We start from the raw sequence: 21,307 nt of genomic DNA, 5'->3' as shown, positions 1-21,307 counted from the left end.
GATTTACCCTTGGGAAGCGGCGCACTGTTCCTGTTCACCAATAAACAGCGCGACAAAATCAAAGTGCTGTACTGGGATAAAACTGGCTTTGCGCTTTGGTATAAACGCCTTGAAAAAGCCAAGTATAAATGGCCTACAAAAGAGCAAAATGAAGTGTTTACCCTGACTCAACTCGAGCTTGATAGACTGCTTTCTGGCTTCACGATTATCGGCCATAAACCCGTTAAAATAAACTATTTTACAATGACTTAATCGATAGTAAAGCCTTATCTACCAAGCGTAAATGGCATGATTTTAGTATAATAAATGCCATGAAAAAGACGCCAGATATCAACCCAGAAAGCCAAGATATTGCCGAGCTACAAGCGATGGTGAAAGCGCTGATAGCGTCAGAAAACCAATGGAAACAAGAGCGTCAATCTCTGCTTGAGCAACTCAAACTTGCTTTCGACCGCCAGTTCGCAAAACGCTCGGAGGCGTTAAAGCCTTACGATGAATCTCAAGGTGACCTCTTCAACGAAGTGGAATGTGAAGCCGCTAAGGAAGAAGAGGTTGAGGTAACGACGACGACCACAACGAAGAAGCGTGGTAAACGCAAGCCACTTCCAAAGACTTTGCCTCGTGAGGTTATCGAACTCGATTTAGACGACCATGAAAAACAGTGTGCATGCTGCCAACATAGTCTGCATAAAATCGGTGAAGACCGCAGTGAGAAACTTGAGTTCTCACCAGCCGTGCTCAAAGTGCTGGAATATGTTCGTCCTAAGTATGCTTGTCGTCAGTGCGAGCAAACTGAAGACAAAAGCCACATCGTTCAAAAGCCAGCGCTCCAGAGCATCATCCCTAAAAGCTTCGCGACAGAAAGCTTGCTGGCCAATATCATCCTTGGTAAATATCAATACGCAATGCCACTTTACCGCCAAGAGTCGCTGTTTACTCAGTCGGGTATTGAGCTATCGCGAACTACTATGGCAAGGTGGGTTATCCAAGTCAGTGAGAAGTTCACACCGCTGTATGCGGCCTTGAAAGAGCATCTACTCCAACAAGTGGTGGTTCAGGCGGATGAAACGCCGCTCAATGTCCTCAAAGAAGATAAACAGTGTTATATGTGGCTCTACTGCTCGGGCGCAGACTCGCCCGACGCTGCACTGCCTAATGTGAAGAATATCGCCTTGTACGACTATCAAAACAGTCGCGCGAGGGCATGCCCTGTTGCCTTCTTGGGGGATTACAGTGGTTATCTGCAAACCGATGGCTATGGTGCCTATGATGGTCTTCATCACGTAACCAATGTTGGTTGCTTGGCACATGCACGGCGTAAGTTCATGGATGCTAAGAAGCTTCAAGGTAAAGGTAAGTCAGGCAAAGCAGATAAAGCGCTAGCCAAAATCCAGAAGCTCTATGGGATAGAATCGCGCTTAAAAGGTGCGACTGTCGAAACACGAAAAGCAGAACGTCAACTGCATGCCAAGCCGATACTGGATGAGCTGTACGAGTGGATGACGACTCAACAAGTGCTAGCGTCTAGCTCGCTGGGCAAGGCGATAAAATACACGCTCGGCCAATGGCCGAAACTTATCCGCTATATCGATGACGGTCATTTATCTATCGATAATAATCGTGCTGAACGCGCAATTAAACCGCTAGTCATTGGCAGAAAAAATTGGCTCTTCTCGAACACACCAAATGGTGCTGATGCGAGCGCGATGCTTTACAGCATCGTCGAGACTGCGAAAGCCAACGGCCTTATCCTCTACGACTACATAGTCAAGTGCATGAAAGAGCTCGCGAAAGCTGAGCCTGATATCGATGCGCTCCTACCTTGGAACTTCAAACATTAACAACATCGCCCCGTGAGTTCATGGGGCGCATACCTAACAAAAGATCCCGCATCAGGATCAATTTTTAAAGAAAGTCTGATAGCGGTCAGTTAGATTGAAATCAAAAAGCTCTAGTTTTGAGACTTAGAGGGCGAAATCGAGTCGAAATAAAAACGCATCACAAGTGTTTAACATATAGCAGAAAACTGTAATTAACTTTCAGAAGGGAAATCGAGGGTATGGAAATAGAAGAGGCTGACTTTCGAGCGGTTGTAGCTAGAGTCGTCCCCTACCGCGCAAAAGCCAGCCTAATTTTGTCAATTTAACATATGATCGATAATATGATCAAAAAATGTTAGAGCCATTTTAAAACGTCCTCCTAAGCTTACCTGTATTGGTCTGCTTAGGAGTTATTATCTCGCCTATAAACTCAGTTATCGTAAAATTGAAGAGATACAGCTTGAGTGTGAAGTTGTTGTAGAGCACGCCACTATTAATCGTTGGGTTCTCAAATTTGCACCAATGTTAGAGCACAGAACGCGACGTAGAAAAAAGCCCATATCATACTCGTGGCGAATGGATGAAACCTACATCATCAAAGTAAAAGGTAAGTAGGTCTACTACTCTCGAGCCGCGATACATTTGGAAACGTGAACGATTACTATCTTAGCCCGAACCGTGATGAGGCAGCTGCCAAAGCCTTTCTTAATAAGGCCATTGCACAAAATGGTTTACCAATCAAAGTCGTCATAGATGGAAGCAAGAGTAACTACGCGGCCATTGATTCTATGAAAGTTCAACTCTAGTTGACGGGTTACTTTATGCTCTCACTGGTAGAGATATTAGACATTAAATATCTGAACAATATCGTTGAACTGAGTCACCGTTGGATGAAGCAGAAAACACGTCAAGCGCTGGGTTGGAAGTCAATGGAAGGAGCCTTGGCAAATTTGCATGGACGAGAAGTGTGGACGATGTTGAAACAAGAACAGATAGATATTGAAAGCCAAACGGCCTTTGAGCGATTCTACGCACTCGCTGTATAACTGTATCTGTAGGGTTGGTCTGTCACACCTCTAACTAGATTTGCGACAGAACCGTTATATCCAACCACGCTCCGCAAACGACACCACATCTTCAAAAGACACCACAAAGTGGTCCAGTACTCGGATATCAACCAAGGCCAACGCATCCGTCAGTTGACGGGTAATGCGTCGGTCAGCTTGACTTGGGGTGGCGTCGCGTAGAGTAGGGGCAAGTACGCCATACCAGCTTCACAGCTGGCGGTTTTACTCACTCCTCTCTCCGAACCGGACGTGCGAGTTTCCCCGCATCCGGCTCTCCATTTGACAATCATCAACTCGCAGTTTCTTGTGTTCCATCATGTGATGCTTTCGACATAATGTTACTAAGTCTTTTACCGCCCACGATTTAACGCCTCTACGGTGATGAACTTGGATGTCATTTTGTTCTTTGCATATCACACATGCAAAGCTATCTCGCTTTAGTACCTTTAGTCGTCTATAGTGCCAGTCCTTTGGATACTCTCTATTATCTTCACGGCTCATCCGTGCTGTTAGATATATCGAAGGCTCTGGACCTTTGAGTCCTAGTGGTGGTTGGATTTCGTTACTGGACGTGACTAGATAGGGATGTTCAAATCCATTTCTGCCACGATTCCAATAACGAGAACGATTGAGCTCTTTTGCTGATGGCAGCCATTGATGTACTTGAATACCGAATGTATTCGCTACCCATCGTTGACGTTTCATGATTGTGCATGTTTTGTCCTTGATGAGTTGCACCTTTCTACTTCCTTTGTATTTTGCCAGTAACCACTTGTGGTATCTGTGCCACGCATAGCGACTGATCGCTTCTAAATCACTGAGTAAAGATGTATGTTTATAATATTCACACCACCCTCTAACTACTTGATTTATTTGTTTCATCTTCGTAACTTCATCATATAAAGTTTGGTTTCGTGTAGTAAGACTTTTAAGCTTAGCTTTCACACGCTTCACACTTTTCATTGAGGGGCGCAAGTGTACCACCCATCGTCCTTCCGAGTAGTTCCGTTTAATATAGAACCCCAAGAAGTCGTATCCTTTGTTAACGTGTGTAATTAAAGTTTTCTCCTCAGAAAGAGTAAGTTTTAGCTCTTCCTCCAGAAATTCCTTAATTTCAGCTTTAGCTTGCCTTACTCCAGCTATCCCATCATTTGATACGACAACAAAATCATCGGCATAGCGAACCATGGTATAATTACCGCGACCCGCTTTCCTCGTATTTTGTCTTTCTGATTGAGATAGCTGCCATTTCTTCGCTGCCCATTGCTCAAATTCGTTCAAGTATAGATTTGCTAGCAGTGGGGAAATGATCCCCCCTTCCGGTACCCCTTCACGAGTTTGAGCAAATAGCTGCTTTTCCATGACACCGACACGAAGAAAGCGATGGAGCAGAGAGATGAGTTTCCTATCTGCTATCCGCTTTTTTAACAATTCGAGTAATATTCGATGATTAACAGTGTCGAAGTAGCTTTTTAAGTCCCCCTCAATAACATAGAAATGTTTTGATATGGAGTTAGCTAAGGGCATCAACACTGCAATCGCATCCATAGTGCATCGACTTTTCCTAAACCCAAAGGAATAGGGATGAAAATCCGTTTCGTATATAGGATCGAGTGCCATTCTTATACCTTCCTGAACAATACGATCTCGTAAAGCCGGAATACCGAGAGGACGTTTGGTTCCATTCGGCTTTGGTATATAGACCCTCTTTACAGGTAGTGGACGGTAATTCCCTGACTTTAACTGTTCTATGATCAAAGACAGTTATCTTTCATAGGTTTGTTTAAAGTAGTCGCGAGTTTTACCATCTACGCCATCTGTCCTACTTCCTGGCCTAGATAACACATTAATAGCAGCCTAATGTATCCATGTCTCCCAATGAAGAAGATCGTATAAACGATTAAATTTATACTCTGGATTCTCAGTTGCTTTCTTTGCAAGTGTTTGTTTTTTGGCGATCGTTGAAAGCAACATTACCGTTGTTCTCCTGCTTAATTCACTTTTACAAACTTTTTGTCAAACTGCCTCCCTTCGCCATGTGATTAGCTTTCCTAACCTCGGACTACTACGAAGGCTCCGCCCTTTCTAATTGCATGTAGGTTCAGGCTCCCAGATCTTGTTGCCAAGATAACAATAGAAAGTTCCCAAGTTCACATATGTAACGTCACCATCTTGCCTTAGACTCTGACTGTACCCCTTGCACGGCTCGTCGCCGTGCTCGTCACTGGGAGACTTGAACTCTTATTTCTGTAGGAGCGTTCAGTCTCTATCCAAGCGAGATTTCTCCCCCCGTCATAGGTCTGTCTTTCATACACAAATCCTGCGATTTTCATCGCAGGATTTTTTGAACCTTTTTGCATACTTCCGATCTCAACTATAAATAAACAGTTGAAGGTAGGTATGATGTTTTCAGTCAATGCAGAACAATGGGCAACAGATACATTTTCGGACGCTGAGTTGGGGGACCTAAGGCGAACCAAGCGACTCGTTAAACTGACTGCATCCCTTGCTAACCATATCGGTCAGTCTATTGTGCAGTCTCTTGAATCAGCTGCAGATATTGAAGCAGCTTACCGCTTTAGTCGGAACGACGCCATTGACGCACAAGCTATTGCTGAGGCTGGATTTAATGCAACGGCTAAAGCTGCCCGCACCTATTCTTGTCTGCTCGCCTTAGAGGATACGACTTCTCTGGAGTTTACTCATCAGACCGTTAGAGATGAGATGGGACATACGAGCTCTACAAAGTCCCCTAGAGGGATGCAAGTCCACTCGGTCTTGCTGTTCGCTCCTCAAGAGAAACACGTGGTTGGTCTCATAGAACAAGAGCGCTGGGTAAGAGATATTAACCAGTATGGACAAAAATCCAAGCGGAAGACGCGCGCTTATGAGACGAAAGAAAGCTTCAAATGGGAGCGTGCATCAAGGCATATGGCACAGCGCCTTGGTGGTGTACTCGACAATGTGATTTCCGTTTGTGACCGAGAAGCGGATATCATCGAGTACCTTACATATAAGACTACTCATCAACAGCGCTTTGTTGTTCGTTCCACGCATAACCGAGGTATAGAGCAAAGTACAGACTCTCTTTATACGTTCAGCAGTGCTCTAAAGTCAGCTGGAAATAGAGTCGTCGAGGTGAAGCAGCGTGGTGGACGAAAGGCGCGTGAAGCTACCTGTGAAGTATGCCCCGGTCACTCTCAAGGTACCTTCTAATAAAGAAGGGGAGCCTATTTCCTTATATTACGTTGGTTGCAAAGAGCTAAACCACGACAAGCCACTATGTTGGCACATACTGACATCTGAACCTATTCTCAATGCGAAAGATGCAGAACAAATCTTGGATTATTATGAAAAACGTTGGCTGATAGAAGAGTTCCACAAAGCATGGAAGACGGGAGGAACTCATGTGGAAGACCTTCGTATGCAAAGTAAAGACAACCTCGAAAAGATGGTCGTAATACTGGCTTTCATAGCGGTAAGAGTGCACCAACTACGATACGTTGGCTTAAATCGACCAGAAGCTGAGAAGCAAAGCTGTGAGAAGTTGTTAAGTCCTCTTGCGTGGAAACTACTATGGTCAAAGCAAGAAAAGACAAAGCCGCCTCGCCAAGCACCAAGTATCTACTGGGCGTACATTAATCTTGGAAAGCTTGCTGGTTGGCACGACTCTAAGCGAAATGGGCGAGTTGGCTGGGAAAGGCTCTGGGAAGGATGGTTCAAGTTGCAAATCATCCTTGAAGGCTACCTACTCGCCAAATCTCTTGAGATGTAACTTGTGATCAAGAGACAGGTCATAGGTGGAGATCCAGTGACTCTGTCTTGTCCCTACCTTCATAACAGACAGTCCAACCTTCGAGGCGTCAAACATCAATTTCTTTCGTAGTCTTAGCAAGACTCTGATTAGCAGCTCTCCATTTCGTAGGGGAAATGTCAGCCACATTATCAAAACGGCTTCACACAACAGCCAGCCTAATGGAAGTTGCATGCGTTTCTAATCATTGATTACTCCTTGAAATCAAGCAATTACATTGCGTTTTACATATGCGCTTCTTGGCGCACCACTTGGGTGGTTATGATAGAGAATAACCGCACTCGCGTTCGTGGCCAGCGACGCTTTCACGACTTCACGCGGATAGACCGAAGCGGCATTAACGGTACCGTAGAACATCTCTTTGGTGCGCAACACTCAATGTTGATTATCGAGGAAGATAATCCCAAACACTTCAGACTCACAAGCGGCCAAGGACGTTTGGCAGAACGATTTCACCAATTCAGGCGAGGTTAATGGCGTTTGTTCTGAAATAAACAGTTTGGATTTGAGAATGCTTGCGGCCTGGTCAAGGATGCCCTTTTCTTCTGATGTGAATAACGAAACATTTGAGTATTGAACAAGTGCTGACATGGTATTTCCTTTCGGTCTTGGTGAGCGTCTGACTGTCCGTACCCAGTTGCAGGTTCTGTAGCGCGAGGGCTCTCAAATGGGACGGTTTAAAGGAAGTCGCGACAACAAGCCAAAAGGACAGCCTAAGCCAGTACCTCAACCCAAAGCACGTCGCCCAGTTAGAAAGGTCCCTTCCCCACCAAGAGGGCGCCCTGCTCGTTACGAGCCTTTTTCCCGGTTTACTTGACTGGGTGATAACACACCGAATGTTCGCATCCCCCTCAACCAAGGACTCCCCCTCCGACGACGCGATCATATTTTTCATAAAAGGGCCTCAACACGCACACCCGATAACCTTGGTCACTTAAGACAAGACCGAACAAGGCGTTGCTCGTCGAAAAACATAACCCGTTTGAATGCCGCGAACGGCTAGAATATCGAAACAAAATCCAGACACACTAACGACCTTCTCTTATGAGTGTTTGTGACGTTACACAATAAGCAGACTTCAGTCGTCATACAGAGAAAAGAGTAAAGCCTTTGCAGACTCGCGATACTCGGAGGTGGTTTCTATCGTCCTTTCCATTTTCTTCGCGTAGGCGTAGTCTTCTCACATCTGCTTAATGGTGGTAGTGTTATCACACACTGATACTCACCCCCTTCCCTCGGTTGCCTTCCTCTAGTATTAAAGAGTCGGTATACCCAAACTCATTCACCAAAATCTCATGAACCTTGACGGCCTTTACGGTGGAGTAAAAGTCGGTTGAATTCACCCACAGCGGATACCGTAGAACGAACTGTCATGTGACCCCCTAAGCGCCAAAACGCACATCGAAACAAAATCCTGAGCACTTAAACGTTCCCTCCCCCGTTGTCACAAAGCGCAACGCTGGAAACACAGACCCGTAAGTGGTGTACATAATGATGTGATCCACTCGCTCGTGAAGAAACCATTCACCAAAGCCAGCGCCATTTAGTTCGATGAAAAAGTCACGGATTTCATGGAAAGCAAAACGACGCGACACCAATTGCGGAAACTGCTGCTTGATAGCGTCAACGAACCCTTGGTCTTTTAACGCGGCGATATCAGCCAGTTGCTCTGGCGACTGACGACGACTGAACATTTTCAAACGCTGGATTTTGGAAACAAAATCAGACTTTCTTTTCACCTCATCACGACACTTTTTGACTTGATAGCGCAACTTCAATACTGCCAAAGGACTAGAGATATCATTTTTTGGTGAGCTTTCGTGCCCCAGCGGCGAAACGCTGGTCGATGAATTTGAATTAGAGAGAGTTGGGGTTGAGTTTTGTTGCGCCATGAGAGTTTCCTTTCTGTTTGAGTATCACTTTTCGGAGCCGCTTGGCTGTCCGCTCTCTCAACATCGTTCTGCTTTGCAAGGGCGCGCAGCGGCGAAGCCTCCCTTGAAAAACAGGTTGTGGGGAGAGACGGTTAACAGCCTGCGAGCCCGAAAATGAGGCGAGTGAAATAAATCGGCGCACAAGAAAACAAGCCCTTATTCGAACTTATTCAAAGACAGAGAAATCAACGAGGAGAGACGACGAGACGCATCGAACGAAGAGAGAGAAGCGCGTTGGGTGATTGTTCTCAGGAACGTAGAAGCACATCGTGCGTGCTCGATAAAGTGACTCAATATATAGAGAGAGGAGCGAAGCGACGGGATTAACCGAGCGGAGCGAGAATGCCCCAGCGCAGAAGCATCAACAACAAAACCACTCTCTTAGAGAAAAAACAAAGCTCGAATGATAAAAATCAAGTGATAACTACCAAATAAATAATCCAGGCCCTATGTTCCTATATCCTTATAAAATTCATCTCGACTTCTCTTTGAGAAAGCGTTCATACCTCCTTTTTACTGTGCCACGATCGAGTCCCAATACCTTTGCAGCATAAGTATAGTTTCCTCGGGAATGAATCATGCACTCATCCAACAGCACCCACTCTACCGTTTTCATCACCACACTCATATCAGGATTCCTATTAGGATTGACAGAATCCAACAATAGGGCAGCAATACATTCTCGAACTTTTGACTGGTCGATTAGCATTTACTTTTTAGTCCTGTGCAGGTGCAGATGAATCACATCATGGTCATCAATATGATCCACTTCAACTCGATAGGCCCCCATACCTTGGACTTTATCAATCAACCTATTTAATCGATGAGTTTTAACCTTCATAGACAAAGGTTTCATTTTCTAACATTGAGGCAAACCGATGCTGCTCAAAGAGATCAGTTAACATGATGTAGAGCTCATCCGAATGAGTGAATTGGGCTTTATAACTGAGGTTGATTTCGTTCATTTGCTATAACTTTTGCTCTAAGTTGCCCTTGGTATTCCTGCCAATACTCATCATGGTCTTCAGCTCTTTCTTACATTTAGAATACTGAGGCTGTTTTATCTTTGGCTTTATGAACTGTACCAAAAACTCATTTATTTTTTTACAGGCCAATAGGTTTGGCTTTGGTCAATTGAAGAGTAAAGAGAAAGTAGGGCGTTTGAAATGGTTTAGTCTATTGCTTGACAGTATTTTAAGTTAAGGCTCATGAATGGTCGCTAACTCTTATAATTCGGTGGAAGAACGCCCAAATAGCCCGGGCTCAATGTAGTAAAAGGTGATACAACCGCGCCTCAACCCAAAGATAATTAACGATTAAGGCGTGACTTGAACACGCAAAGGATAACAAGGTTAATCTCGTTTTTTAAGTTTATTAATTATTTTGAAGAATTCTTCGAATTCAGCCGTAAATAGAATACCGACTATTACTGGTAGACCGCTATTAAAAGCGGCCCTGCATAAAAGTTCCACGCCGATACGCAGATCGCTCTTTTTAAATTACGTCTAGTATTATCCCATATACGTACTTTTTGACCCCAGATTAAGCATCGTGCACCACCACTATTAAACCTGCTGTTATTAGAAACTTCAGGGTGATTTGATAAGTATTTTTTGAAAACAACCCCCATTGTCCCCATTTAGAAATCCATTAAATTTAAACCATTTTTAATTATAAATATTCATTAAAGGTTTAATTCCTATCTATAGTGCTTTATATTGGTTACATAAGATTAAGGCATTAAGGGCACCCAATGACCACCATCATAAATTCATTAGAACTTGTTTGTGAACGTATGCAGCAAGAGCAATCAGATCTGAAAGCCGTTATCAAAGAGCGTATGCAGATCAAAGTAACGGATACAGAAATTGAGGGGAGTGTAGATAGGCTTATCTATAATCACTCCTTGAAGAAGAAAGAGCTTCAAGAACTGTTTGGCTTATCTCGTGTTACCTTCAATTCTAGAATAGATGAAGCGACAGAGCAGGGCGTCGTTGGCTCTCCCATTATCCAAGGACGCACTCATCTATATAATCGCTTCGATGTCGCCAATATGATGGAGTTCATGAACTTTCCTAAGTACAACCAGCGCTTCGAACCGACAACCGTTGTAGTGGAAAACCATAAAGGGGGCACTGGCAAATCCACCACGACAGTGACACTAGCGACTGCTGCTGCGCTTGATCTTAATCTTAATGCACGCTGCCTAGTGATAGATTTAGATCCCCAAGGCTCAACAGGCCAAAACCTGATTCATCAAGCCGACGATGAATCAGTCTACATGACGGCTGTTGATATCGCGCTAGCAGGCCAAGAGCCCGAAGGTGATTTTTCTCAATACCTTAATGACTACTGTTATGACGAGTTAGTTAAAGCAATTCCGTTTAAGACTCACCTCCCGAACTTAGATGTGATTCCTGCCTTCCCATCAGACGAACGCTTTGTCGATTCTTACTGGGGGCAAGATGAAATAGGCCAACGGAATTTGCTGAGTGTGTTGCGTGAAAAAATTTTACCCATCCTAAAAGAAGAATACGACTTAATCTTCATCGATACGCCCCCACAAAACTCTCCTATTCTTTGGGCAGTGAATGAGGCCGCTGATGCGGTCTTGATTCCAGTCACACCACGAGAGTTTGATTTTGCCTCAACGAGTAACTACATGGCCACAATGCCAGGCACATTTAGAGCGTTGCCATCACAAGGCAAAAATTTAAAGTGGGCTAAATTGCTTCCAGTGAACTTCGATGAAAAGAGCGCACATGAAGTTAAAGTATTTGATAAATTACTGCGTGCGGCACAAGGGCATTTATTATCAACAGCGATCCGTCACTCTGAAGCGTTTGTTGCAGCTGCGGAAAGTAACCGAACAGTACTGGACATTCGAAAGTCAGAGCAGATTTGTAGTGGTAAACAATTTGATTTAGCCATGACATCGGTGAATGCCGTGTACCACCAATTCATCACTGAAATTAAGCAGCTAGCAACGAAAGGGCTATAACATGTTAAGACCTCAAGATAAGCGCACCGGCTTTAACCAAGGTAATCAATTAGGAAAACGAGCTAAAGCTGAAACCTCTAAAAAAACATTCACGTTTGCTAGCGGTAAAACAGCCACAGCAGAAAGAGTTGTGGTTAAAGCAGATGAACTTGAAGTTAGAACTGCGATTCACCCTTTAAACCCACGTCGCCAAGAATCGCTTACGCTTGATGCTGTGCGTGATATATTGCCAAGCATTCAGGAAGAGGGCGTACATACTGAAGGTGTCGCGACCAAAGACGAGCAGGGTACTTACCAGTTACTTGATAGCTCTCGTCGCCGTTTCACTTGTATCCATGCTAAAAAAGATTTGCCTCTATGGGTGATTGAAGGGGATATCGACCAAGCTGATTTGGTCGCTTACATTCAAACTACTCAATCGGTAAAGCGCTTGTCTTACCGAGAATTGGGGGCTGATTACAAAAGCGTGATGCAAGCACAAGGATTTACGAAGATTGATGAACTAGCTGAATATCTTAATATTGGACGTGAAACTTGTCGTAAGCGTTTTGCTGCAGCATCAGTTGATCAGCGTTTGATTGAGGTATTTCCTGATTGCGAAGGGATCCCAAATGGTTACTACGCTAAGTTGGCTAAAGTGGAAAAGCAGTTAGATAAAGAAGGTACTAATACATCCACCTTCATCAGTTCACTTAAGGTGGATGTAGATGATTTAGTTTCTGTAGAAGACAAACAAAAGCAAATTCTTGCTCAAATAGAGGCGAAGCTTTTAAAGGGTAAATATAAAGTAATCTGGGAGACAAAACCATTAGCGCTGTTCGATGACAAGAACAAGTATGCAAAGGTCTCTCACAGCAGTGATAGGCGGGGGCTTAAGATTGAATTGAGTCGATTACCCGTTGATGTGTATGACGAGATCATTCAGTTTATTTCTGAAAAAGTTCAAAATAAGTGAATCACAACCCCGCCAATGAGCGGGGTTTTTAATGGGGACAATGGGGGTTGTTTTGCCCTATGAACGACGAACAACTACATTACTTAGAGTGATAGTTAATACTCGGAGTTGTTTGAATGCATTTAAAAAGCCGAAATATGCAACTACGACACGACCGCAGCAGCGTCAATACCCAACGAATGACAATGTTCATCCCACCGATGATGTAACAGCATTCAACCGCCAGTTTCAAAGCCTTACGCGCTGCGTAAGGCGGGAGAGGGGAGTTAGGGCAAGGCAGATAATAGCTAGCTTGGATGCCTTACCGCACGTTTTTATTGTAGTTGTGAAAATTCACACATCTATACCGAATTAACTTGAAGATACAGGCTGAGTACCTGAAAATTATCATTAATTCGAGATGTCAAAGAGCCTGCGTTCTCTGGAAGAGTCACTGCAAAAAATTGGTCTATTGCTGCCTTGAAGTCCCGTTTTCTTTTGAAGTAAACGTTGTTCCTCGACTTCTCATTCATTACTTTCCATAGCCGCTCTATTGGGTTGAGGTTTGGGCTATAAGGTGGAAGATAATGCAATTCAATATTAAGGACAAACGCCGCATCTCTGACTAAGTCACTGCGGTGATATCCCGCACCATCTAAGATAATATGAAGCTTATGAGTTAACGGATAACTCTCTCTTAACTTAAAGAAAAAGCGAACAATCGTTTCACTGTTAATGCTCTCATAATCATGAACAATAGTAGCCCCGATATCCGACAGGTTCAGTGCGCCAATAATGTTCAATCGGCTACGATTGCCCGTTGTTTCAATCACTTTATCTTGACCAGTACGTATCCAGCCATGAGATATTTTTGTTGATAATGTTGGGTAAGAATATCGATTCATCCTTGCTACAGCTTGCCTTTAGAGCTTCATAAGCCTCTATGAATGCTAGCTGTTTTGCTTCATCAAACTTGTGTGGAACACCTTTCGGCTGCTTGTAGCTAAAACCATTGTGGTGAAGCTATTTGTTCATACCAGAAACCGTGTAAGCAAGTCCAAATGTCTCTTTAACGTAGGCGACAATTTGATGAGTATGAGAATAGGTTTTCTCAGTCAAATGCTCGATTAGGTGCATGGTTTGAGTAGCAGAAAGCTAGCTTTGGCTTCCGCCATTTTCAGGCTTAAGTTTTTCAGAAAGCACGTAGTCACTGAGGTGACGTGCAACGGTCGATTCATGAATACGAAGAGCTTGTGAAATCATAGTATTACCCCAGCCTTCAGAAACCAGCAAAACAGCCTTAATACGGTCGCAAACTCGGCTATCACGCTCTATGCCATACATTTGTTCGAGTTGTAGTTTCTGTTGAGGAGTCAGTGTAATTTTCATGGTTTATAGCATAATGTCAACGCCAGTTTAAAATTGACCCACTTATCGACGTTATCGCCGAAGTAAAACTGACCCACCCACGTAATTAAGTTCTACTTTCAAATAGATGTTCTAGAACCGTTGGTATGGTTCCAACCGCCTTCTTTCCTCGTAATAGATAGCTTTCTCCGCTAATTTGTACGATGTGCGAGTGATGAAGAAGTCTATCCAGTAATGCCGCCGTCAGTGTCGTATCGTCGGCGAACGCATTTGACCATTAAGAGAACGGTAGATACCCGATTTCATCGACGATAAGAAGCTTTGGAGCAAGCACACTTCGTCTCAGGTAGCTTTCAAGTTTGCCCTGATCTTTCGCTGTAGACAGTTGAAGCATTAAGTCTGCTGCTGTGATGAAACGTGTCTTTAAACCCTTTTGAACCGCTATTTGACCAAGGTTCACTGCAAGATGGTTTTTACCAACGCCACTTGGGCCAAGTAATACCACGTTTTCCTTTCGTTCGATGAAAGCTAACCCTGTTAGCTCCTTAAGCTGTTTTCTTGGAGATCCTGTTGCGAACTTGAAGTCATAGTCATCGAACGTTTTCTCCATAGGGAAGCTGGCGAACTTAGTTAGTGCTGCTCTTGTGCGTTCAGCTCTCGCTTCAAGCTCTGCGTTTAGAAGTGACTCTAAGTAATCGGCTAGACTCAACTCACGATTGTTGGCGACTTCTGCCAGTCTCGGCCACTCCTGACCCATAACTTGTAACTTCAGAGTTGCGCAGGCAGCTTCGATACGATTAATTTGAAGGTTTCTAACCACGCACCGATATGTCCATTAAGAACATCGACGGTGACTTTAAGTCCATGTTGTTTGAGTGTCGCAGCAAGCGGAGTGACTAAGCTACTTTTCAAGTAAAAGTTAAATCGCTCTACTTTCCCCTTGGTCTTTGCTCGATAAGGACGGCAAGCTCTTGGTTTGAAGTTGTATTTCTTGACGGCAGTGAGCAGCATAGGATTCCATCGGTGTTCGCCTTCACCGTAAGTATCTCGCTCTCTCATGATGGCTTTCGCATTATCGAAGAGAACTTCTTTGGGTACGCCCCCGAAGTATTCAAACGCTTCTTCAAGACCTTCAACCCAGTCTTCTTGACGCTCTCGCTCACAAAAGCGAACGAAGGTCGATCTGCTCTATACAACGAAGGCTTTAACACGTACACCGTAATGCGTGATGGTCGTGAAGTCGACTTGCATTTGTTCACCAGGCTGTGTCTCGAATCGAACCACAGGGTCGACAGGCGTGCTGGGGTTGTATTGTTTGATGTGCTCCTTGAGCATCGTTATCCCACCTTCATAGCCGAGCGATCTTAATTCACGAAGTAAGACGGTTGCTAGTATCCAATACGGTTTTTCTGCGTCAATGCGAGTACGTAAATAGTCATGGTATGGCTGAAGTTTAGTTGGTCGAAATTGACGCTCGGGATACATGGGTGCTTTGCTTTTATCGCGGAGATAAGTACGCACGGTATTCCTTGAGATCCCCAAGTCCTTGGCGATACGGCGGATGCTGTACCCTTGCTGATGTAAAACGTGTATTTCCACTAGTTGCTCCTGATTGTTCATAATCCGCCGCTTTGTCCATTTACGAACGGATAGTTTGCCTCAGGTGAGTCATTTTTACATCGGCGCTGACAATGATCCTGATTTTATTGAAAATCAAGCATCTTCAATGATCACGGGTATATACATTTATACACATACCAATCTATCTGCTCTCCAATCTATTTTCATTATCTACGCTTATTTTGGCTTTAAACGAATATAATCACTAAAAATACTTTCTGAAACATCAAGAGGCTTAACCCTATAGGCAATAACCCACTATTTATACTTTTAGTCGATCATCAATGCTTTCCATCTTACACCCAGCATCAAAAGCTTCTGAAATAATGGAAAATTCAATTTCTGCAACCTTAGCATTGATTGTGATTTGTCTGGTGCCATCGATACTCATAGTTTGTTTCGCAATAAACGACCCAATTTACGGTGATATCATTTGATTAGCGACATCGAGACTTCCGTTCTTTTGATTTTGAGTATCCGAAGAGATGCGAGAGGAGGCGTAGGTTGTCATGAATACTCCTTGGTAGATTACCTTAGACGTCATAACAAAGTTGATGAACATAAAACTTGAGATCAGTATCACTGAAGGTAACAGATTTTTAGTGTTATCCACAAAACACTAAAAATCTGTTACCAGAAAATCATAATTCCATTAACTCTAACCTGTGATAAAAAATAGAATCAAACTGCATGTCTGCAGGCATTACGATAATACCCATCCTCACACTTTCAATGGCGAGTTTATGGTGTTTACTTAACTCACCATTGACAGGGTATGAAAGTACAATATTAAAGGCTTCTTTTGCGAGTTTTAACATGGGGTTATCTGGTGCTAGCTCTTCAGCTAACTTTGCTCTTTCCAATGCCTCGCCTTTATTGTCACTTTTTTGCTTCCATTGGAAAAGGAACTCAAGCGCAACAATACTCTTTCCTCGATAACGAGCTTTATAGCCATACGATCCAGACTCTTCATCAACCAAAAATCCTAGCTCTTTTCTCACTTCCTCGTTAGAAGCAAGCTCTTCTATTGGCTTACGAATACATCGTTCCATGAAGACCTTGTTGTTGGTATAACTGGATTTGGTTAACTTCCCTTGCTCATCTAAAAGACCGAATAAACCATGTAATTGCGCTATGGATTGCTCATGCAACTTCATTCCAGGCTTTTTAAAACGAGATAAAATTGTGTAAAGACGCTTAGAATGTTCTGATTTCAAACTACGAAAAGATAAATGGTTAATTTGAGCGTGGCCAGCTGACTGAGCAAGATATGCATCCATCAATTCAGCGTTAGGCACCATAATTAGCGCCCCTTTTTTATACGCAACTCGACTAAAAAGAGGCATAAAATCAAATTCTTGATCAGCATCGTTCATTAAGCCTACTTTGCGCGATGAGAGCCTTTTAGCCATAGGCTTTAATGTTGGATAAAGCTGCTTTGCTGAAAGACCAAACCACTCCTTTAACACTTCAGATTGAAATGTATATTCAGGTGCGTATACATGTCGACCTTCCTGATACGCAACCCAATGGTCTTCGTGTAGTCGAGAGAGGAAGAGTGCAAATGTATCATGCTCTCTCGCCGTCAGTCCCAACTGGCTAAAAACTAAAGCATGACTTTTCTTAAAAAAGTCATTAGGCAATTCACGGTAGTCTTCAGTTGTGATCAACTGTCGATGGTCAGTCATAGTAATTAGTTTCAGGTAACAGATTATTAGTGTAGTACAAGGATAATACTAAATTTCAGTAACCTCAAGAGCGTAAATTACAATATTAGACTAAATTCCTGTAACCTTAATAGAAATACTAAAATGAAATACTCAATATCAAGATTTATGGGATAAAGTCTGTTTAGACACTAAAAAAATGTAACCCTCACACTAAAAATTCGATCAATAACACTAATTTATTGTTACCGGTAGACTAATTCAAAGATCAACAAGACTAACTATAAGATCAATAACACTAATAATATGTTACCGAAACCTCAATATCATTATGATTTTAAAGTGTTTTTTATCACCTATAGATCTTATATAATTTATAGATCATATATATGTTATATACTGTTATAAAGATTGTGGATAATGTGGATAAACTCAATTTATTAAATAAAAGAACTACTTATCCACATAAAATAAAGAATGTTACAAAACTAATCTAACGTTTATTGCTCAATACTTTTCGAATTTCTTATCATAAACTTCCAATCTCCGTAAGTACTGATCCCACAGAGAGTTACGATTCATCTGCCACTTCTGAGTAGTCCCTCTTGCACCGAAAAAAATGGCAGAACGGCCGAACTTGGTATTAAGGGCGTCTAATGTTTGCATCAATGCGAGATTATTGGGTTCAGAGAACAAGTCAATCTGACGTTGGATCAAACACAAGCCCATAACTCAGAGCCCCTACCCCTATCACACCGAAGCGGTATAATCGTTCAGCCATTTTAAACACTGCTGCTGTAAGTTTAGTCATATCATTCGTTGAAGACTCAAAAGTACACGTCTCTTTAAAACTCTGAGGCACATCATCAAAAAGGGAACTATTATGAGTATAAAACACGAGCTTTCTTAGCCACTATCACCACATGGAAGGCTAAATAATGCAATAATTTCTCTTCAGAATTGATAATACATACTCCTAGCAATTTTTTATCTATTTTTATACTACGGTTAACGAGCTTCTATCCCCGTGATCGTTGAAGATGCTTGATTTATCATTAAATCAGGATCATGCTATGTACCATGAAAATTGTACTGACTTCTGAGCAAAAACAGCAACTCAGACAATGCAGCTCATCGAGCATTTAACTGAGAAAACCTACTTCCATACGCGTCAAATCATTAATTACGTCGAAACGGAATTCGGTGTGAGCTACACTGTTACAGACATAAACAAGTGGTTACATCACCACGATTTTTCATACAAAAAGCCTAAAGGTGTACCACACAAGCTAAAACCTGAAGAGCAGCAAGCATTTATCGAGGATTATAACGAGAAGTTTAAGTCCAATGAGGCGCTTGTGCTTTTCATGGATACCGTTCATCCTACTTAATCAACAAATCTCAGCTATGGTTGGCTCCACAAGGGACAGGATAAGTTTATTGAAACGACAGGTAGTCGAGAGTTAATCTAATCGGTGCTCTGCCACTAAAAGATATTAGCGCAACGATTACAGAAACTTATGATACGGTAGATAGCGAGAGCATTGTTCGCTTCTTTTGGAAGCTCAATAAAGGGCATCCACTGGAGCAAACTGTGCTTGATGGCGCGGCCTATCATCGGTCAAAAATGGTAATAAATGCGGCAAAAGTGCTCAATATAGAGCTTCATTACTTCCTTCATATAGTCCAAACTTAAATTCGATAGAGCGGCTTTGGAAAGTCATGAAATTGCATGGGTATATAACCTTTTAATTTTTAACCCTAACATTGCTTTTATTAATATCAAATTTATAAATATTCTCCTACCGCAATGAAATGCTTGTATCACTATTTTCTATATTTATCCCTGTTCTGAAAACATAAATGACATAAATGTCATTTTTAAGTCATTTTTATGACATGGGTGAATTATTATTATCTCCTTTATATAAATTAGATGAACGATTACCTATTAAAAAACATGCATAGTTAGAAAAATTAAGAAGCCTTGTCTGATTAATTATTTTTGAGTAGAAAGCAACGTGATATTGCTTTGCCAGTATTTTAACTCTGTTGACTGGGGCGATACCATAATATTATATGGTGTATTTTTCTTTGTCTTATTCGTGGCTCTGTTAGTACTGGCATGCAATTAAATGATCCCTCTATTTCTATAGCAGAGAGGGGGGGAGGAATGTCGAAAATCATATGAAAATCAATAGTTTTTTTTCAAGTTTCGGCGACATAAGGAAATTGCATAAATGATTGAAAAAAAAATGACAGTCCCTTTGGTAGTGCTACTAATTACAGCACCGGCACTAGCTGATGTCGCTTCACCATCTGTAGATGGTTTGAAGGGAGAAATTGAACATCTGACCGCAGAAGTAGCTAAACTAAAAAATGACCAATCTGCTATCAGGCTTAATGGTTATTATCGCATGCAAAGCACGGCGGAAAGCCTCGATGAAACTGACGATGATAGTAGCACTTGGGTTGATCAACGTCTGCGCGTGAAGGTCACCGGCAACCTACATGAAAATGTTACTGTGGTTTGGTACGGTGAGTACGATGCTCCCTTTGGTGAAAAAGGGAGTAAGACTGTTGCTGGTTCAGGTGGCAAACTCAGTTCTGACGGCGTTGGTATTGAAACAAAAAACGCTTACGTTGATTTTAGACTACCGAATACGGACTGGAAAGTGCGAACAGGCATTCAAGGGTATGGTTTTAGCAAATATGAGAGTTTTGTTACTGATGATGACATGAATGGCATATCGTTTTTGGGCAGTATAGGCATGCTCAGCCTGAGCGGGGGTTGGTTTAAATGGGATGAAGGAGAAAGAGATTCATCAGATGACGTAGACTTTTATGTGTTGAATAGTGAGTTAAACCCTAACGATGATCTCAGTTACGGTTTTACTGGAGGCTCAATCAACAACAGGAACGAAGATGCCCTTAATGGCACAGCTGCTCGAACGGATGATATTTATCTCGGGTCCTACATCGACTTCTCTTATGGTGACATGGATTATAGCGGTTCTGTTTTCTATAAGATTGCGTCGGGAATGGACTCGAATGCTTCTGATGGCGAAGCATTCATGTTAAATCTCTATGCTAAAAAACATTGGAATGACGGTAATATTAAATTACACGGTATCTATATTCCTGCAGACGACAGCAGGAATGGTACAGATCGTTTTGCTGAAAATAATTCAGGGTATGAGCTCTACAGTAGTAACTTGATGATATTTGGAACCGATTCTTACTACAACAATGGCTCGCAAGGCGGTAAGGCAGTTTATGATGCCGCTTACCAAGGGTACGGCTTGTTGGGGTTGATGCTCTCTGGTGATCAGATGCTAGAAAATGACTACTATATTAAGTATGGGGCTGGTTACTTCAGAGTGGCTGACGACGACCCTCAGAGTGTTTCACAGGCGAATGGTTCGAGTCTTGGTGCTGAATTGTCCGCACAGTTTGGCAAAAAATTTGTTGGTATATATGACTTGAGTTTACGAGGTTCATACGGTTTTATGGGGGATTTCTATCAAGAAAGTTCCGAGGATACATACAAAATTGTTGCTATGCTCAATGTCGGATTTTAATTAAATACAATTAATTTTATTATGACGGTCAAGCAGCCGCTTGACCGTTTTTCTGCTTTACCAAATCATGCAAGATTATGATGTTATTCTTATGATTTTTAATCAAAGCCATTCGGACCATTTCTATTGATTATCTTACAGTGTATAGCGCCGGTATAAAGAAATGATTTCAACTTATTAAATTTTAAGGAAAGATGGAAAAATTGTCACCTAAAATACCAGAGTAAAACACTATGGTGCTATTAAGATGTCATCAAGTTTCAAAGAGCAACGCAATAAAAGGAAATCCAATGAAAACGGATTTTACTAAGTGGAAACGTCCTGGTAGGCCAGTATATTAATATTTATGGAAATTTTGAGGAAAGAACGGATATTCCGAAGCGGTCTCTTCAAAAAAAGAAGGCTATAAATTGGGGTACAGCAACTACATGAAATAGACAAGAGCTCAATCATAAATTTGGGGTCACTAGCAACAGTAATAATGATATTCATTTGAATAAAAAC

At 42.3% G+C, this 21,307-nt stretch carries 16 protein-coding genes and 6 pseudogenes; 8 read left to right on the top strand and 14 right to left on the bottom strand.

Annotated features, from left to right (window positions below; genetic code table 11):
- Window positions 1-9 precede the first annotated feature (9 nt).
- The 3 genes and pseudogenes from tnpB to OC193_RS25995 all read left to right on the top strand — a co-directional run bounded on the left by tnpB (window position 10) and on the right by OC193_RS25995 (window position 2,801).
- Window positions 10-252, top strand: a complete 243-nt coding sequence (gene tnpB, locus OC193_RS26005; RefSeq protein WP_132714720.1) for an IS66 family insertion sequence element accessory protein TnpB — start codon at window positions 10-12, stop codon at window positions 250-252.
- Between the two features lie 59 nt (window positions 253-311).
- Window positions 312-1,841, top strand: a complete 1,530-nt coding sequence (gene tnpC / locus OC193_RS26000; RefSeq protein ID WP_048659125.1) for an IS66 family transposase — start codon at window positions 312-314, stop codon at window positions 1,839-1,841.
- A gap of 342 nt (window positions 1,842-2,183) precedes the next feature.
- Window positions 2,184-2,801: pseudogene (locus OC193_RS25995) on the top strand (IS6 family transposase).
- 119 nt (window positions 2,802-2,920) lie between these two features.
- Here the strand turns inward: OC193_RS25995 and OC193_RS25990 are convergent.
- Window positions 2,921-3,058 (bottom strand): annotated as a pseudogene (locus tag OC193_RS25990) (JAB domain-containing protein); the annotation flags it as partial.
- Between the two features lie 51 nt (window positions 3,059-3,109).
- Entirely contained in the window at window positions 3,110-4,645 is a 1,536-nt protein-coding gene (gene ltrA, locus OC193_RS25985) for a group II intron reverse transcriptase/maturase (protein ID WP_165901751.1), read from the bottom strand.
- Between the two features lie 645 nt (window positions 4,646-5,290).
- Here ltrA and OC193_RS25980 point away from each other — a divergent pair.
- Window positions 5,291-6,662: pseudogene (locus tag OC193_RS25980) on the top strand (IS4 family transposase).
- A 243-nt stretch (window positions 6,663-6,905) separates the two neighbouring features.
- Here the strand turns inward: OC193_RS25980 and OC193_RS25975 are convergent.
- The 5 genes from OC193_RS25975 to OC193_RS25960 form a co-directional block, all read right to left on the bottom strand.
- A complete protein-coding gene (locus OC193_RS25975; RefSeq protein ID WP_243701230.1) occupies window positions 6,906-7,076 on the bottom strand; it encodes a JAB domain-containing protein in 171 nt (56 codons plus the stop codon).
- A complete protein-coding gene (locus OC193_RS25970) occupies window positions 7,077-7,292 on the bottom strand; it encodes a hypothetical protein (protein WP_230682251.1) in 216 nt (71 codons plus the stop codon).
- 791 nt (window positions 7,293-8,083) lie between these two features.
- Window positions 8,084-8,593: a hypothetical protein gene (locus OC193_RS25965; protein WP_048659243.1), complete on the bottom strand. Its 510-nt coding sequence runs from the start codon at window positions 8,591-8,593 to the stop codon at window positions 8,084-8,086.
- A 511-nt stretch (window positions 8,594-9,104) separates the two neighbouring features.
- Window positions 9,105-9,212, bottom strand: a complete 108-nt coding sequence (locus OC193_RS26135; protein ID WP_372450061.1) for a hypothetical protein — start codon at window positions 9,210-9,212, stop codon at window positions 9,105-9,107.
- 388 nt (window positions 9,213-9,600) lie between these two features.
- On the bottom strand, window positions 9,601-9,720 hold the full coding sequence (locus OC193_RS25960; protein ID WP_123297271.1) for a DUF2913 family protein: 120 nt from the start codon (window positions 9,718-9,720) through the stop codon (window positions 9,601-9,603).
- Window positions 9,721-10,385: 665 nt separating this feature from the next.
- On the opposite strand from OC193_RS25960, the gene OC193_RS25955 reads away from it, so the two are divergent.
- Together OC193_RS25955 and OC193_RS25950 are read left to right on the top strand one after the other, a co-directional pair.
- Window positions 10,386-11,633, top strand: a complete 1,248-nt coding sequence (locus OC193_RS25955; RefSeq protein WP_048659242.1) for a ParA family protein — start codon at window positions 10,386-10,388, stop codon at window positions 11,631-11,633.
- A gap of 1 nt (window position 11,634) precedes the next feature.
- On the top strand, window positions 11,635-12,588 hold the full coding sequence (locus tag OC193_RS25950) for a ParB family protein (RefSeq protein WP_048659241.1): 954 nt from the start codon (window positions 11,635-11,637) through the stop codon (window positions 12,586-12,588).
- Window positions 12,589-12,939: 351 nt separating this feature from the next.
- Here OC193_RS25950 and OC193_RS25945 read toward each other — a convergent pair.
- The 7 genes and pseudogenes from OC193_RS25945 to OC193_RS25915 all read right to left on the bottom strand — a co-directional run bounded on the left by OC193_RS25945 (window position 12,940) and on the right by OC193_RS25915 (window position 17,888).
- Window positions 12,940-13,956, bottom strand: a pseudogene (locus tag OC193_RS25945) (IS630 family transposase).
- Between the two features lie 85 nt (window positions 13,957-14,041).
- Window positions 14,042-14,692 (bottom strand): annotated as a pseudogene (locus OC193_RS25940) (ATP-binding protein).
- 11 nt (window positions 14,693-14,703) lie between these two features.
- Window positions 14,704-14,994: a hypothetical protein gene (locus OC193_RS25935; RefSeq protein ID WP_048659239.1), complete on the bottom strand. Its 291-nt coding sequence runs from the start codon at window positions 14,992-14,994 to the stop codon at window positions 14,704-14,706.
- Window positions 14,995-15,123: 129 nt separating this feature from the next.
- A complete protein-coding gene (locus OC193_RS25930; protein WP_237359345.1) occupies window positions 15,124-15,555 on the bottom strand; it encodes a helix-turn-helix domain-containing protein in 432 nt (143 codons plus the stop codon).
- Between the two features lie 262 nt (window positions 15,556-15,817).
- Window positions 15,818-15,946, bottom strand: coding sequence for a hypothetical protein (locus tag OC193_RS25925; RefSeq protein WP_257792843.1), 129 nt, complete (start codon window positions 15,944-15,946; stop codon window positions 15,818-15,820).
- A 250-nt stretch (window positions 15,947-16,196) separates the two neighbouring features.
- Entirely contained in the window at window positions 16,197-17,243 is a 1,047-nt protein-coding gene (locus OC193_RS25920; RefSeq protein ID WP_048659238.1) for a replication initiation protein, read from the bottom strand.
- Window positions 17,244-17,729: 486 nt separating this feature from the next.
- Window positions 17,730-17,888, bottom strand: coding sequence for a DUF4113 domain-containing protein (locus OC193_RS25915; RefSeq protein ID WP_230682252.1), 159 nt, complete (start codon window positions 17,886-17,888; stop codon window positions 17,730-17,732).
- A 443-nt stretch (window positions 17,889-18,331) separates the two neighbouring features.
- Between OC193_RS25915 and OC193_RS25910 the strand changes: the two are divergent.
- Window positions 18,332-18,956 (top strand): annotated as a pseudogene (locus OC193_RS25910) (IS630 family transposase); the annotation flags it as partial.
- 506 nt (window positions 18,957-19,462) lie between these two features.
- Complete coding sequence (locus OC193_RS25905) at window positions 19,463-20,803, top strand: hypothetical protein (RefSeq protein ID WP_230682250.1); 1,341 nt, start codon at window positions 19,463-19,465, stop codon at window positions 20,801-20,803.
- The last annotated feature ends 504 nt before the right edge of the window (window positions 20,804-21,307 follow it).

This window comes from Vibrio crassostreae (genome assembly GCF_024347415.1).
Classification (GTDB): domain Bacteria; phylum Pseudomonadota; class Gammaproteobacteria; order Enterobacterales; family Vibrionaceae; genus Vibrio; species Vibrio crassostreae.
This window is presented reverse-complemented; position numbering and strand designations above follow the sequence as displayed.

What these genes read in the sequence shown, in the direction of transcription:
- tnpC (WP_048659125.1), top strand. Translation starts at nt 312, where the DNA reads ATGAAAAAGACGCCAGATATCAACCCAGAAAGCCAAGATATTGCCGAG.
- OC193_RS25970 (WP_230682251.1), bottom strand. Translation starts at nt 7,292, where the DNA reads ATGTCAGCACTTGTTCAATACTCAAATGTTTCGTTATTCACATCAGAA.
- OC193_RS25965 (WP_048659243.1), bottom strand. Translation starts at nt 8,593, where the DNA reads ATGGCGCAACAAAACTCAACCCCAACTCTCTCTAATTCAAATTCATCG.
- OC193_RS26135 (WP_372450061.1), bottom strand. Translation starts at nt 9,212, where the DNA reads ATGATTCATTCCCGAGGAAACTATACTTATGCTGCAAAGGTATTGGGA.
- OC193_RS25955 (WP_048659242.1), top strand. Translation starts at nt 10,386, where the DNA reads ATGACCACCATCATAAATTCATTAGAACTTGTTTGTGAACGTATGCAG.
- OC193_RS25950 (WP_048659241.1), top strand. Translation starts at nt 11,635, where the DNA reads ATGTTAAGACCTCAAGATAAGCGCACCGGCTTTAACCAAGGTAATCAA.
- OC193_RS25935 (WP_048659239.1), bottom strand. Translation starts at nt 14,994, where the DNA reads ATGAGAGAGCGAGATACTTACGGTGAAGGCGAACACCGATGGAATCCT.
- OC193_RS25930 (WP_237359345.1), bottom strand. Translation starts at nt 15,555, where the DNA reads ATGAACAATCAGGAGCAACTAGTGGAAATACACGTTTTACATCAGCAA.
- OC193_RS25925 (WP_257792843.1), bottom strand. Translation starts at nt 15,946, where the DNA reads ATGAGTATCGATGGCACCAGACAAATCACAATCAATGCTAAGGTTGCA.
- OC193_RS25920 (WP_048659238.1), bottom strand. Translation starts at nt 17,243, where the DNA reads ATGACTGACCATCGACAGTTGATCACAACTGAAGACTACCGTGAATTG.
- OC193_RS25915 (WP_230682252.1), bottom strand. Translation starts at nt 17,888, where the DNA reads ATGCAAACATTAGACGCCCTTAATACCAAGTTCGGCCGTTCTGCCATT.
- OC193_RS25905 (WP_230682250.1), top strand. Translation starts at nt 19,463, where the DNA reads ATGATTGAAAAAAAAATGACAGTCCCTTTGGTAGTGCTACTAATTACA.